The organism is Emticicia sp. TH156 (genome assembly GCF_002855535.1).
Lineage (GTDB): Bacteria > Bacteroidota > Bacteroidia > Cytophagales > Spirosomataceae > Emticicia > Emticicia fluvialis.
On the sequence record NZ_PKRS01000005.1, the window covers coordinates 26,411 to 39,800 of the forward strand.

General features: G+C 43.5%; 10 protein-coding genes. 5 read left to right on the top strand and 5 right to left on the bottom strand.

Going from position 1 to position 13,390, the window contains the following annotated elements:
• The first annotated feature begins 4 nt into the window (after window positions 1–4).
• The 3 genes from C0V77_RS10490 to C0V77_RS10500 are packed head-to-tail and all read left to right on the top strand — an operon-like array spanning window position 5 to window position 3,527.
• Window positions 5–1,453 carry a DUF3526 domain-containing protein gene (locus C0V77_RS10490; RefSeq protein ID WP_101726322.1) on the top strand — a complete coding sequence of 483 codons (1,449 nt, stop codon included), beginning with the start codon at window positions 5–7 and terminating at the stop codon, window positions 1,451–1,453.
• 1 nt (window position 1,454) lies between these two features.
• Window positions 1,455–2,819: a DUF3526 domain-containing protein gene (locus C0V77_RS10495; RefSeq protein WP_101726323.1), complete on the top strand. Its 1,365-nt coding sequence runs from the start codon at window positions 1,455–1,457 to the stop codon at window positions 2,817–2,819.
• A gap of 12 nt (window positions 2,820–2,831) precedes the next feature.
• The gene (locus tag C0V77_RS10500) at window positions 2,832–3,527 is read left to right on the top strand and encodes an ABC transporter ATP-binding protein (protein WP_101726324.1); all 696 of its coding nucleotides are present in this window, start codon (window positions 2,832–2,834) and stop codon (window positions 3,525–3,527) included.
• An 87-nt stretch (window positions 3,528–3,614) separates the two neighbouring features.
• Here the strand turns inward: C0V77_RS10500 and C0V77_RS10505 are convergent, their stop codons facing one another.
• The 5 genes from C0V77_RS10505 to C0V77_RS10525 form a co-directional block, all read right to left on the bottom strand.
• Window positions 3,615–4,397 (bottom strand): polysaccharide deacetylase family protein, encoded by a 783-nt coding sequence (locus C0V77_RS10505; RefSeq protein WP_101726325.1) that lies wholly within the window; start codon window positions 4,395–4,397, stop codon window positions 3,615–3,617.
• Window positions 4,397–5,179: a glycosyltransferase family 2 protein gene (locus tag C0V77_RS10510; RefSeq protein WP_101726326.1), complete on the bottom strand. Its 783-nt coding sequence runs from the start codon at window positions 5,177–5,179 to the stop codon at window positions 4,397–4,399. Before C0V77_RS10510 ends, C0V77_RS10505 begins: the two co-directional genes overlap by 1 nt.
• Window positions 5,180–5,807: 628 nt before the next feature.
• Window positions 5,808–6,374, bottom strand: coding sequence for a dihydrofolate reductase family protein (locus C0V77_RS10515; protein ID WP_101726327.1), 567 nt, complete (start codon window positions 6,372–6,374; stop codon window positions 5,808–5,810).
• Window positions 6,375–6,534: 160 nt separating this feature from the next.
• The gene (locus tag C0V77_RS23530; protein ID WP_101726328.1) at window positions 6,535–7,500 is read right to left on the bottom strand and encodes an SRPBCC domain-containing protein; all 966 of its coding nucleotides are present in this window, start codon (window positions 7,498–7,500) and stop codon (window positions 6,535–6,537) included.
• Window positions 7,501–7,949: 449 nt separating this feature from the next.
• Window positions 7,950–9,056: a glycosyltransferase gene (locus tag C0V77_RS10525; protein WP_101726329.1), complete on the bottom strand. Its 1,107-nt coding sequence runs from the start codon at window positions 9,054–9,056 to the stop codon at window positions 7,950–7,952.
• A gap of 261 nt (window positions 9,057–9,317) precedes the next feature.
• On the opposite strand from C0V77_RS10525, the gene C0V77_RS10530 reads away from it, so the two are divergent.
• Window positions 9,318–10,409, top strand: a complete 1,092-nt coding sequence (locus C0V77_RS10530) for a GNAT family N-acetyltransferase (RefSeq protein ID WP_158237928.1) — start codon at window positions 9,318–9,320, stop codon at window positions 10,407–10,409.
• 187 nt (window positions 10,410–10,596) lie between these two features.
• Window positions 10,597–13,167 (top strand): phosphocholine-specific phospholipase C, encoded by a 2,571-nt coding sequence (locus C0V77_RS10535; protein ID WP_101726331.1) that lies wholly within the window; start codon window positions 10,597–10,599, stop codon window positions 13,165–13,167.
• Window positions 13,168–13,390: the final 223 nt, after the last annotated feature.

Below are 13,390 nucleotides of genomic sequence, written 5' to 3' on the forward strand. Positions count from 1 at the left end.
AATTATGCGATACCCCATTATAAAAATACTCTCGGCGCAGGTCTGGAAGAGCACCATAAAAAACCGGAGCACGCTTATTCTGATTGCTATTTTTAACTGTATGCTGCTGGCCTCCCTGTTGTCGGGCTACAGCCACATGCTCAGGCAGCAAACGGCGGTAAATGATTTTAGCCACGAGGTGCGCGAACGCTGGGAAAACAACCCCGACAAACACCCGCACCGGATGGCACACTATGGCTATGTGGTTTTCAGACAGAAATTTCCTTTAAGTTTCTTTGACCCCGGCATGGACAGTTACCTGGGCAATGCCGTTTTTTTAGAAGCGCACCGCCAGAATACCGTCAATTTCTCTGAAGCCAGCCTTTCAAATGGTTTGTTGAGGTTTGGCGAAATTTCAGCCGGTCTTATTCTACAAATGTTGCTGCCTCTTTTATTGTTTTTCTGGGGCTTTGACCTGATTGCCCGCGAACGAGAAAACGGCACCTTACGCATTTTATTAACGCAGGGCATCAGCTGGCCCGAGCTTGTAGCAGGTAAGGCGCTGGGGCTGTTTCGCTTGTCATTATGCGTGCTTGTGCCTGCTTTTGTAGCTGGCGGGCTGCTGATGATTATCAATGAGCAAACCTGGCAATTGCCGCAGGCAGTGTGGCGTTTTGCAGTGCTGGGTTTTGCCTATGCCATTTATTGCTTTATAATTGCTTTACTGGCAGTTTATGTGTCTGCCAAAAGCAAAAATGCCAAGTCGGCACTAATAAAGCTGATAGGTATCTGGTTGTTGTTTACGCTTATACTGCCAAAGGTGTCGCAAGTGGCCGGGCAGAGTCTGTTTCCTTCGCCTTCCAAGATAGCGTTTGATACGGCCGTTGAAGCAGAGCTGATTAAACACGGAGACAGCCATAATCCGAACGACCCTCATTATAAAGCGCTGAAAGATTCGTTGCTGACAGCCTATGGGGTAGACTCAACTCATAAGCTGCCATTTAATTACAGCGGATACGTCATGCGTGAAGGCGAACGCCTCAGTGCCGAAACCTACGGCAGGCATCAGGCGCAACTGGTTGGTATTTATGAAAAACAACAGAATGCGGTGCGTATAACAGCCTTGCTTAACCCATTTATAGCTATTAAAAACCTTTCAATGGCGCTGGCAGGTACAGACTATGCCACTTATAACGATTTCCAGAATCAGGTTGAAGCCTACCGGTACAAAATGGCACAAACGCTTAACGAGCTACAGATAAAGCACATTAGCAACAAGGTTAAGAGTTCTGCCGATAAAAGAGCCATTATCAGCCATAAGTATTGGGAAGAATTTCCGGATTTTACGCATAGATTCCCTCCGTTTACCAGGGTTTTCAGCAACGAAATCATTTCAGTTTTATCAATCCTTTTATGGGCGGCAGGTTTATTTCTGCTCATAAAAATCAGTTCAAAACACTTTAAAGCCTTTTAATATGACAGCCCTGCTAATAAAAAACTTTTTACGGTCCAGAGGCTTTATTACCGGTCTTTTTATATTGTTTGCCTCAGGTTTGCTTAGTTTGTATATAGGAAAGCATTTTCTGGAACGAAACCGCCAAATCATTGAGAAAACAGCGCATTATCAACAGGAAAACATAGACCGTTACGTGCAGAACGTTAACAAAGAAATGGGCTTGCTGCTTTACTATGTCCGTTTCGGTCTGGCCAATCCTGGCACGCCGTTGTCGGGGCTATCTGTAGGGCAGCGAGACATCAACCCGGCTGTAATTAGCGTAACCATCAGAAGCCTGCAGGAACAAAAGTATAATACCGACCTCATGAACCCCATGTACCAGCTGATCGGTAATCTTGATTTCAGTTTTGTACTCATTTATCTGTTTCCGCTTGTTATTATCGCATTTGGTTTTAATCTGATATCGGAAGAAAAAGAAGAGGGCACCTGGAGCCTGGTGCTGAGCCAGACGGCTTCGCCCGCAAAGCTGCTCCGTGCCAAAATGGGTATCCGTTATGCCAGTGTGCTACTGGTGCTGTTGCTGCTGTTGCTGGTTGCATGGTTCTATTTATCTATACCGCCCAATGCCGCTTTTGGCGCTTTTATTGTCAGTGCGGTGCTATACGTCAGCTTCTGGTTTTGTCTGGTCTGGCTGGTGGTGTCTTTTCAAAAAAATTCAAGTCAGAATGCCCTCATGCTGCTTATCTCATGGGTTTTACTTACCATCGTTATTCCGGCATCTGTCAATGCGGCTATTGCCAGCCTTTATCCGGTGCCGGAGGCTTTCAGCACGGTTCTTGAAAGCCGCGACGGCTACCATACCCAATGGGACAAACCCAAAGAACCTACCATTGCAAAGTTTCACAGGCATTATCCGCAATTCAGTAACTACACCCATCCACCCGGCGCCGACTACAGCTGGCTTTGGTATTATGCCATGCAACAAATGGGAGACGACGAGTCGGCCACGCAGGTAGCAGCTTTGAAAGAAAAACTACAGAAACGCAACAATGCAGGCCTGGCTGTAAGCTGGTTTGTGCCTACCATTCATACCCAGTTGATGCTCAATTCACTGAGTTTGTCTGACATGAAAAACTATATGAATTTTGCCGACAAACTGGAGCAATTTCACGAACGCAGAAAATTGTACTTCTACCCGAAGATTTTCAACAACGAGCCAGTGCTAAAGCAAAACTGGCAGGCTTTTAAGTTAGAGTACTTTCATGACCAGGTAAATGTAGTGTGGGCAAATGTGCTGCTGCCTTTACTGATTGCCGCCGGGCTTTGCCTGCTGTGGGCGCAAAGAAATTTTAAAAAATTGTATTCAAATAATCATTCTCTGTAAATAAAGATATCTATGCTAACGGCAACCAACTTAACCAGAAAATACGGTGAGCACACAGCACTCAATCAGCTTAATCTAACTATTTTACCTGGCGAGGTTTTTGCTCTGCTGGGGCAGAATGGCGCAGGTAAAACCACCACCATTAATTGTTTTTTAGGATTTATTGAACCCACCTCGGGCGATGCCTTCATTAACGGAAAGTCGGTTGTGGGCCACGCAACTGAAACCAAAAAAGACCTGGCCTACATACCCGAAACCGTAATGCTGTATGCTAACCTGACAGGTATAGAAAACCTGAGCTTTTTTTCTTCTCTGGCGGGGTTCAGCTATTCAAAAGAGCAACTCGGTACTTTTTTAAGCAAAGCCGGTTTGCAGCAAACTGCTCATGAACAAAGGGTAGGGGGGTATTCTAAAGGAATGCGCCAAAAAGTAGGTATAGCCATTGCAATTGCCAAAAAAGCCAAAGTTTTATTGTTAGACGAGCCCACCAGCGGCCTGGACCCTAAAGCCTCGAACGAATTTTCGGAGATACTGAAAGAACTCTCGCAAAGCGGCACGGCTATTCTGATGGCCACGCACGATATTTTCAGAGCCAAAGAAGTAGCCGGCAGAATTGGTATCATGAAAGAAGGTAACCTGGTGTCGGTCATCCACGCCGCCGACATAACCGCCAACGAGCTTGAAAAGCTATATCTGCAAACGGTTTAACATCAACAGGGCCAAAAATTAATCAAAAAGCACGAAGTAGCACGTGCTTTTTGATTAACCATACTGCAAACCATTCAGGCTTGAATATCAAAAAGGCAGTTTTGCTCTTCCTTTCAATTTCTTCTGAAACGCCTCCGGGGTGTCTGTTCCTCTTATATCCAATCGCTGTAATTCATATACATCCTTCATAGACCTGTTCAGTCTGTTGCCAATTCTGAAAGCGGCAACAACGCCCGTATTTTGCATCCGGTCTTTCATTTGCTTCAGCACGGTTCGGTTTTTAGGCCTTTTTCCGTACGGATAAGCAAATACCGGCAAAAACGATAAGCCGTTGTCTTTAAAAAAGCCTAAGTTCTGTTGCAGGTCTGTGGTTATTTCGTCTAAGCTCAAGGCCTGATAACTCTGGTGCAAATGCGAGTGCAAGCCAAAGGAAACAAGTGTTTCATCAAGCGATTTTAGCTGGTCGAGATTCATTAAATCATCAGCTTTATGGTCCCAGCTGCTTGTTTGGCTAATGTAGGCGGTAGGCAGAAAAATAGTGGCCGGGGCTTTGTATTTTTGAAGCAAAGGGTATGCATAATGCAGATTACTAAGGTATCCGTCATCAAATGTAATAAAAACCGGCTTGGCAGGTAAGGCTTCGCCGGTGGTTATATAGGTAAGCAGGCGTTGCATTGGCAAAATATGGTAGCCATTGGCCTGCAGGTATTGCAGGTGCGCTTCCAGCTGGGTTGTGGTTACGGTCAGGTCGTCGGCGTGTTCAGGCGATACCTTGTGATACATTAATACCGGAATACCTCTGCCAGAGGCATCAAGTAGGTAAAGCCAGAGGGCGCCTGCTACCAGCAGGGCTGGAAAAATAAATAACATCAGTATCGGGATTTAAAATTGTTCTGATTAATTTCATGAAGTTTGATGTACTTCATGGTAGACCCGAATGCCTGCCCGAAAGACCACACAAAACCACGGTAACCGTTCAGAAAGTTTAGTCTGAACAGATATTCTACAAAAAATTTCAGCGGAAACTTGATGATGATGTTGAATACCGAGACTTTTTTCTCTGCCCGGTGCAATTCAACGGCTCCTTTGGTGGTGTAGTTGTTTATTTTGTTCAGGAAATCCGTTACATCGGCATAGCTGTTATGCAGTACATGGTTTTTAAGTGAGCCTCTTTTGCCGTTCAGAATCACATCTTCATGTATCTCCTTGTCGTTATAGTTGCCGTGTTTACGGTTAAACAACCTCAGATGCGGCATTTTGTATTCGCGCCCATAACGCAGGGGTTTACCCAGAAATATCAACGTGTTGGGTATCATGTAGCCCTCAAAGCTGGCGTTCTGAAAAACATCAAGAATTTCTTCGCGCAGCTCATCACTCACTACCTCGTCAGAGTCCACAATAAAAACCCAGTCGTTTTTAGCTTTCGAAACCGCATAGGCTTTTTGTTTTCCGAAGTTGTCAAATTTCCGATATAAGAAATTGGCCTCATATTTACGTGCAATCGATTCTGTTTCATCGGTGCTGCCGCAATCAAGCACCAGCAGTTCGTCGGCCCAGTCTGCAACAGATTTTAATACGCTATCCAGTGTCCGCTGGTTATTAAGGGTCAGGGTAACAATAGACAAAGGAATTTTAGTGGTTTTCTTCTGCATTTTTACAATTACATTTAGGATTGGACATAAGCTCGTATTTTTTAAGGGGTACACAGCAGCCCTGTCTTTAAAAAAAAAGACAGACACGTAAACACTGAAATACGGATACAGAGTAAAGCCCTTATCAGCGGCAATAAGGCGAGCATAAGCATGGGTTGTCTGGAAACAACCGCAATTTTAAGCGGGTATTATTGCTGATAGGTAATTTGTAAACAAACCGATAAATCTGTTTTTCAGGCAGGATTAATACAGATGTTTAGAGGTAAAAGCAGAAAATGGCTGTGCCTGATGGCTAAGGCAGATGTGGTGATGGTTAGGTTTTTCATTGTACGTTTAAATAATAGAATTAGTAATAATACCAGACAAAATTAATGCACCGAATTGAATTTGTCTAAGAATAATTATTAATATTTTCTTAATAATTACTAGGTAAAAGGGCTTGGGCTTTATCTGGTAAAACTGCCGGCATGGCGTAACCAAAGGCCTGCAGTTTTATGATTAGAAAAATTTAGAGAAGCAACTATAGCCCGGCTGCCACGGTCATAAAAATGAACCTGCCTTTACGAAAACGAAATGACTGTTCTATAAGCCGTTGCACATATAATTAAGTTTTTTGAAACCTGCTAAGCTATGGCAGCAATTGGTACTCTAATACTACTACTCCGTTTTCAAATGCCTGCGAGCGGCTAAGGGAAAAATTTCTTAATTGCAGGTTGTCATCAAACAACTTCAACCCTCCGCCCACTACAACGGGTATCAGCATCAGGTGTAATTCATCTATCAGGTTATGTTGTAGCAAACTTTTTACCAGCGTGGCACTACCATAAACCAGTATATTACCGCCCTGGGTATTTTTGAGCGCCGCCAGTTCAGTTGCCATATCTCTAATGATGTGGCTGTTGTTCCAACCGGCATTTGGCAAGGTTGCAGATACCACATATTTGGGGTAGTGGTTCATGCTGTCGGCAAAATCGTTACCAGTTTGGGTAGGCCAGTAGTTACTAAACCCGCTGTAAGTATTTTTGCCAAGCAAAAGTGCATCTACACTTTTTAGCTCGTCCATTTTATACTTTCCGCCTTCCGGGCTTCTGTAGCGGGCCTGCCAGCCACCATGCGGGTGCGGGGTTTCATCACCTCCGGGGGCTTCCACAACGCCATCAAGCGTTATAAACTCAGTAACTATAATTTTTCGCATAGGTTTTTATTGGTAAATATAGCAGAGATTTCGCGTTTTGACAGGGGGGAGGATAGACAATCTGAGGGGGTGAAACCGGCGAGGCTATGTGCTGTTGTTAAAATTAAATGCCCCTCTGCGGCAACAGTAGTTGCTGAACAACAGAGGGGCAGGTAAGTGCTTACTGATTCTGGTAGTTAATCATCCAGTTTATGCCGAATTTATCTGTAAATGACCCGAAGTAAGCTCCAAAGAACATATCTTCTAAAGGCATGGAGACAACGCCACCTGCCGACAGTTCATCAAATATTCGTTTGGCTTCTTCTCTGGTGTCTGGTTCAATGCTAATGTGCATATTGTTGCCCTGTGTAAGATTAAAACCCATTTCTTTGGGTGCGTCGGTAGCCATTAGTATATGATGGGCGGTAATGGGTAATTCTACATGCAGAATCATATTTTTTACGGCATCTGCTACAGGTGGGTTGCCAGGTGCTGCCGGAATATCGCCAAACCGCTGAATGCCTTTGCCGACAAATTCGGTTCTGAAAACAGATTTATAAAACAAAAAAGCTTCTTCTGTATTACCAGCAAAGTTAAGGTACGTGCAAACCCTTGCCTTAGTGTTGGTTTTGTTTTGCCGGCGTAGCAGAAACTGTGCCTCCAGGTATTGGTCAAGGTTTTCAAGTGCCATACTGAAACCCTCCTTAAAGCCCATTTCTATCACTTTTTCAAGGTCTGAGAGGCTGTTATAGCGGGCATTAATGGTTACAAAAGTGGTGCTGCCGGTTTGTTTAAAATCGTTGTTCCAGTACGTTCTGGGTAAGTCAGGGTCTATGTTTCCGTTTTCATCACTGAACGCATCCATGCAAGAAAAACCTTTCTGTGTTTCAATGGTCAGGTAGTCGTTTACGCCCCAGTGTTTTTCGCCTTTCGGACTTATCATGGCATAATGCCAGCGTCCCCCTTCTCTGAAATCCATCGACTTCGTTTCTGCCCTGTAAGGTTTGGGCGCCCACCATTGGTCTAATATTGCCGGGTTGGTCCAGGCCTCCCACACCAGGTCCAGGTCGGCGGCAAATTCGCGTTTTACCTCAACTGTATTGTTTTCTTTGTTTACTGTAAAATCAAATGTCAGGTTTTGTCTCATTATTCTTCAATTTTTGTATGGTTAAAAATATCTTTTCAAGTTGTTTTTTCATTTATCTGTTGCGTTTTTTTCTGTAATGATCTTATTACAAAGCTCACCGCCTTTTCTGTGGCCATTTTAATTTGGCTCTTTTTTAGCTGCCTAGGCGCTAAAGCCGTTGTCAAGATACTAAATAAAACACAAGACAGATTCGAAGCGCTTTTTCAGATTCAAAGTTACGTATGAAACCGAACGGTTGCAAATTTATGTGCAACTAATTGGTTTCGCAAATTATTTTTAATTTTTTTCATAGGCTGGTTTAATAACTTTAATTTTGCTGATAAAGCAGAAGACCTCAGAGTCATCATATAAATTAAGAAGACAATGAGGTCTGATAAGTAGGTTGATTACCTGTATTTAATGAATGAACCGAAGTGCTTTCGTTTCATTTATTTTTCAGGTTAAATTTTTCATTCAATTGAGTTTTTTAGATATAAATTTGTAAAAAACGCTGCGGCATACTGTACATCATAGCCTTTGTCAATTATTACCTGCGTATTTTTTTTATGGGGAATTTCTCGTTGAAGCGCCAGTAGTTTATCTGCCCAAACTTCTGTTTTTTCGTCGAGGCTTAATCTGTGAATCAGCGAAACCCCGAGGTCAACCTCTTCTGTAATGGCGTCTGATATAAGGGCAGGTAACCCAATTGCCTGGGTTTCAACCAAAGTAACCGGCAGACCTTCAAAAAAAGATGGCATAAGCATTGCGTCGGCCCCGGCCATTATTTTCAATACGTCGCTTCTTACACCCAGCATTATTACATGGTCGGCCAATCCGGATTCCTCAATTTTCTTTTTGATTGGCTGTTCTAAAATCCCTCTGCCTAAGATAAAAAATCTGAAATCCTCTCTGGTTTCTTTCAGGTGTTTTAAGAGTTTTATTGTAAAAAAATAATTTTTTTGTTCTTCTAATCTACCTACCTGAATGTAAATGGGCACATTGGCTGGTATGGTAAATTGGTCTCTTATGTAATTTCGGTAGTTCAGCCCGATTGAGTAAATTTCGTTTACGTTTATCGGGTAATGTACTAAAGTGTATTTTGTGTCTTTTCTGAATAAAAATTTGGCTGCATCATAACCGCAGGCTATAAATTCGGTTGCAACTTTATTAATGATATAGATGGAGGCAGCCTGATAAAGGCGATAAACCAGAGAGCCGTTTAATTGGCTTTGTGTATTATGAGAATGTGCGATTCTGACCGGTACTTTGGCCAGTCTTGCAGCAAGCAGATTAACTGCAATATTTAACAATGTATGCGAGTGTACTATTTTATACTCCGGGTGTTGCTTGAAAAACGATACCAGTTTCAAGAAATTCTTTGCCGGGTTCCCCTCCACAATCCTGAAAATTTTACCACCCAGGCTTAGTATTTCTTCATCATAATCACAGGCTTTTGCTTTAAAGTAAATAAAATCAAACTGTATTCTGGTTCGGTCTATATTTCTGTAAACATTCATTACCATTGTTTCTGCACCAGCTCTGTCCATTCCGCCTATTACGTGTAGTATTCTTATCATATTATTGCCTTTTTTAATCTTTATTATGTTTTTGCAAAGCCAGTGCCCATGCCGCTTTTGGTATTTAAAGGCAAAAGTAACAAATATTTATTTTCAAACGGTTGCGGGCGGGCTACTTTGCACGGCCCGGCCGAGTGTCTGATTCTTAACCATTTACGCAAGGCAATAGCAAAAAAACGTTTAGCGGGCATTAAAAATACGTTTCCGGGTTTGAATTCTTTGGCTTTATGCTTAGTTTTCGGTCAGAAAGTATTACAGCCCATGTTAGCAGAATTATATTACCCGCCATCATTAGAACCCGCAGACCTGGATGCACATCTGGAAGACGGTTGGTTCAGAATGGGGCAGGCTATCTTTACCACCAGTTTTCTGAAATTTAAAGATATTATCTATAGTGCTATCTGGCTAAGAATCAACCTTCGCTCTTTCAGTGAGTCCTCTACTCAAAAAAAACTCAGGAAACTTAACTCCGGATTCAATGTAATCATACGTGAGGCCTTTATTGACGAAACCAAAGAAGACCTCTTTGCGCGGTATCAGAGCCACGTAGCTTTTGACACCGCCCCCAACCTGCAACAGTTACTTTTCGGCTACGGCGATAATGACATCTATGAAACCCTTGAGATTTGCATTTATGATGATTCAAAGCTGATAGCCTGTGGTTTTTTTGACCTGGGCGAGAAAACATCGGCGGGGATTTCGTGTTTTTACGACCCCGAATACAAAAAGCATAGCCTGGGTAAATACCTCATGTTTCTGAAAATGGAATTTTCGAAAAGGCAAGGGCTACAATATTTTTATCTGGGTTATTTTGCCCCCGGTTATCCGTTGTTTGATTACAAGCTGGGTTTATCAAAAGACAATCTCGAATTCATGGATCAGGCCACCGAACGATGGCTGCCCATAGAGCAATTCAGTTATGATGCTATACCGCTGGACATCATGAAGCAAAAACTGCACGAACTGCAAATGGCGCTGTCGCAAGAGTCTGTCAATAGTGCATTTCAGTATTATGAGTTTTTTGATGCCGATTTAATCAACACCCTTAATGGGCTTCGGCTTTTTGATTTCCCCGTGTTTTTGTTCTGCTTTGGTATCAGCACTGCCAACCCGATAGTGGTTTATGACCACCGCGACGCCAGATATCATTTGCTTACCTACCATTGCATTTACGAAACCATGTTTGAGCAAAAAGACTTGAGCCGCTTTAATACCCATTTATTGCAGACCTCAAAAGTACTGTTTTCAACTGCTTCGGTTCAGACCATGATAAAGGTAATTACCACGGCCTTGCGCAAAAACAGAACCGGCGAATTTTATATTTTTGAACTGGTAATGAAAGGTATTGCCTGAAAGCCGCCATTAAAGCCAACCCCGATTACGGCAGGCGGAGTAGTCCATCTACCGCATTATAAAGTAATAGTAACTGAGGTAAAGATATTGTTAATAAATGCCCCCGGCCTGGCCGGAAAGCACTTATTAGGCGTATATTTACAACCGGATTTTTTACTAAACTCACCCTAACACTTCTAAAGCCTATATGGAAACCAGAAGAGAATTTATTCAGAAAGCAGCCGTTCTGGCCAGCGGTACGGGTCTGGCAGGTATGTTGCCACCGGTTATACAAAAAGCACTGGCCATTGACCCCAAAACAGGAAGCACCTATTTAGATGCCGAACACGTAGTGATTCTGATGCAGGAAAACCGCTCTTTCGACCACTCATACGGTACACTTCAGGGCGTGCGTGGCTTTAATGACCCTCGAGCCATAACACTGCCCAATAAAAATAAAGTATGGTTGCAGCCCAATTCAGCAGGGCAGACCTTCGCGCCGTTCAGACTAGACCTGAAAGATACCAAAGCTACCTGGATGAGCTCTTTGCCGCACTCATGGGAAAACCAGGTTGATGCCCGCAACGAAGGTAAGTACGATAAATGGCTGGATGTGAAGCAGTCGGGCAACAAAGACTTCAAGAAAATGCCACTTACAATGGGGTATTATAACCGCGAGGATATCCCGTTTTATTATGCCCTGGCTGATGCCTTTACCGTTTGTGACCAGAACTTCTGCTCGTCGCTTACGGGTACTACACCAAACCGGCTGTACTTATGGACAGGAACCATCAGAGAAGAGCAAAACGAAAATGCAAAGGCAAATGTAAAAAACGAAGACGTTGATTATGACAGATGGGCAAAATGGAAAACCTACCCTGAGCGGCTTGAAGAAAACAATGTGTCGTGGAAAATATATCAGAACGAACTGAGCCTTGACACCGGTTTTGAGGGTGAAGAAGACTCATGGCTGGCCAATTTTACCGATAACCCTATTGAATGGTTTGAGCAGTATCATGTGAAATTCTCGCCGGAGTACCGCCAGTACCTGCAAAAAGTAGCGAAAGAATTACCGGGTATGATTGAGACCCTGAAAACCAAAATAACAGGGCTAAGCACCGGAGGCAACGAATACAACGCCGCTAAAAAAGAACTGGCGCAGAAAGAAGCATATCTGGCAATAGCTCTCAATGACCTGGAAGAATTTAAGCCTGAGAATTTCGAAAAACTGTCGGAGTTCCATAAAAATATCCATAAAAAAGCCTTTACCAATAATCGTAAAGACCCTGATTACCATAAACTGACTACCCTTGAGTATGAAGACAACGGTGTGCAGCGCAAACTGCAGGTACCCAAAGGAGATGTATTGTATCAGTTCAGAGAAGATGTAAATACCGGAAAACTCCCTACGGTGTCGTGGATAGTAGCGCCTGAGAAATTCTCAGACCACCCGGGTGCACCCTGGTTTGGTGCCTGGTATCTATCAGAGGTGATGGAGATTCTTACCAAAAATCCGGAGGTCTGGAAGAAAACCGTTTTTATATTAACGTATGACGAAAACGACGGGTATTTTGACCACGTGCCGCCGTTTGTACCGCCGAATCCGCATAAACCCGGTACTGGTAAAGTTTCAGCAGGTATTGATGCCGGGGTAGAACAGGTAAGTCTGGCTCAGGAGCTGAAACGCAAACGTGCCAACCCCGAGCGCGACTCACGCGCCAGCCCGATTGGTTTAGGTTTCCGGGTGCCAATGGTGATAGCCTCGCCCTGGAGCCGCGGGGGTAATGTGTGTTCAGAAGTGTTTGACCACACCTCGGTGCTACAGTTTCTGGAGAAATTTCTGAAACATAAAACCGGAAAAGAAATAACAGAAACCAACATAAGCCAATGGCGCAGAACCGTTTGTGGCGACCTGACCTCGTCTTTTGAACCATACAACGGCGAAAAAATACAGTTACCGGCTTTTGTACAGAAAGAGCCGTTCATTAAAACGGTTTATAATGCTAAATTTAAAAAGCTGCCGTCAAACTTTAAGGAACTGAACAGTGATGAAATAGCCCAATTAAATCAAGGCAAAGACCTGGGCATTTTGCCAAAGCAAGAGCCGGGTATCAGAAAAGCCATGCCTATTCCGTATCAGTTATATGCCGAAGGCAAGCTGAATGCCGATAAAAAAGCGTTTGCTATAGAGCTGCATGCCTCTGATGAAGTATTTGGTAAAAAGACAGACGGCGCTCCGTTTATTGTCTACGCACCGGGCAAATATGCCGTACGCGATGCCAGCAACCGCATAACAGGCTTTGAAAGTGTAAGAACCTGGAACTACGCATTGAAAGCGGGCGACAAACTGGCCGACCAGTGGTTATTAGAAGACTTTGAAGACGGGCAGTATCACCTCATTGCCTACGGGCCAAACGGCTACATGCGTGAGTTTAAAGGCAACGCCCAGGACCCCGACGTGCAGATAAACTGTGAGTACCAGCGTGTAAAAGGAAGTCTTAAAAAACTGACGGGCAATGTAGAACTGAAAATCAGGAACAACAGCGCTCAGGCAGTAACAATTGAGGTTGTCGACCAGTCATATAAAAGAGGGAATCATAGCAAAACTGTGGCTGCGGGTGCAGGTGCTACCATCGTGCTTGACCTGGCCAAAAATCATAACTGGTACGATTTCAGCGTGAAAATAAAAGGTAACACCTCATTTGAAAAACGCTATGCCGGCCACGTAGAAAACGGAAAAGCCAGCTTTACCGACCCTGCAATGGGTGGGGTGGTGTAAGGTGAAACCACTTTGTTTAGTGTCCCGTCAGGATGATATATGCTTTTAATATATCGTCCTGACGGGATTTTTTTAACATTATAGGTAAATTGACGATTTTGGAAGAGGTGCAATGCTTGCGGCTTATCGTAGAATTTGGTTATTTACGATTTTATATACTTATTCTTATAAATAATTCTATTGAATAGATATACCCCTGAAGACGCACGCAGTGCGTCTCTAC

What these genes read in the sequence shown, in the direction of transcription:
- C0V77_RS10490 (WP_101726322.1), top strand. Translation starts at nt 5, where the DNA reads ATGCGATACCCCATTATAAAAATACTCTCGGCGCAGGTCTGGAAGAGC.
- C0V77_RS10495 (WP_101726323.1), top strand. Translation starts at nt 1,455, where the DNA reads ATGACAGCCCTGCTAATAAAAAACTTTTTACGGTCCAGAGGCTTTATT.
- C0V77_RS10500 (WP_101726324.1), top strand. Translation starts at nt 2,832, where the DNA reads ATGCTAACGGCAACCAACTTAACCAGAAAATACGGTGAGCACACAGCA.
- C0V77_RS10505 (WP_101726325.1), bottom strand. Translation starts at nt 4,397, where the DNA reads ATGTTATTTATTTTTCCAGCCCTGCTGGTAGCAGGCGCCCTCTGGCTT.
- C0V77_RS10510 (WP_101726326.1), bottom strand. Translation starts at nt 5,179, where the DNA reads ATGCAGAAGAAAACCACTAAAATTCCTTTGTCTATTGTTACCCTGACC.
- C0V77_RS10515 (WP_101726327.1), bottom strand. Translation starts at nt 6,374, where the DNA reads ATGCGAAAAATTATAGTTACTGAGTTTATAACGCTTGATGGCGTTGTG.
- C0V77_RS23530 (WP_101726328.1), bottom strand. Translation starts at nt 7,500, where the DNA reads ATGAGACAAAACCTGACATTTGATTTTACAGTAAACAAAGAAAACAAT.
- C0V77_RS10525 (WP_101726329.1), bottom strand. Translation starts at nt 9,056, where the DNA reads ATGATAAGAATACTACACGTAATAGGCGGAATGGACAGAGCTGGTGCA.
- C0V77_RS10530 (WP_158237928.1), top strand. Translation starts at nt 9,318, where the DNA reads ATGTTAGCAGAATTATATTACCCGCCATCATTAGAACCCGCAGACCTG.
- C0V77_RS10535 (WP_101726331.1), top strand. Translation starts at nt 10,597, where the DNA reads ATGGAAACCAGAAGAGAATTTATTCAGAAAGCAGCCGTTCTGGCCAGC.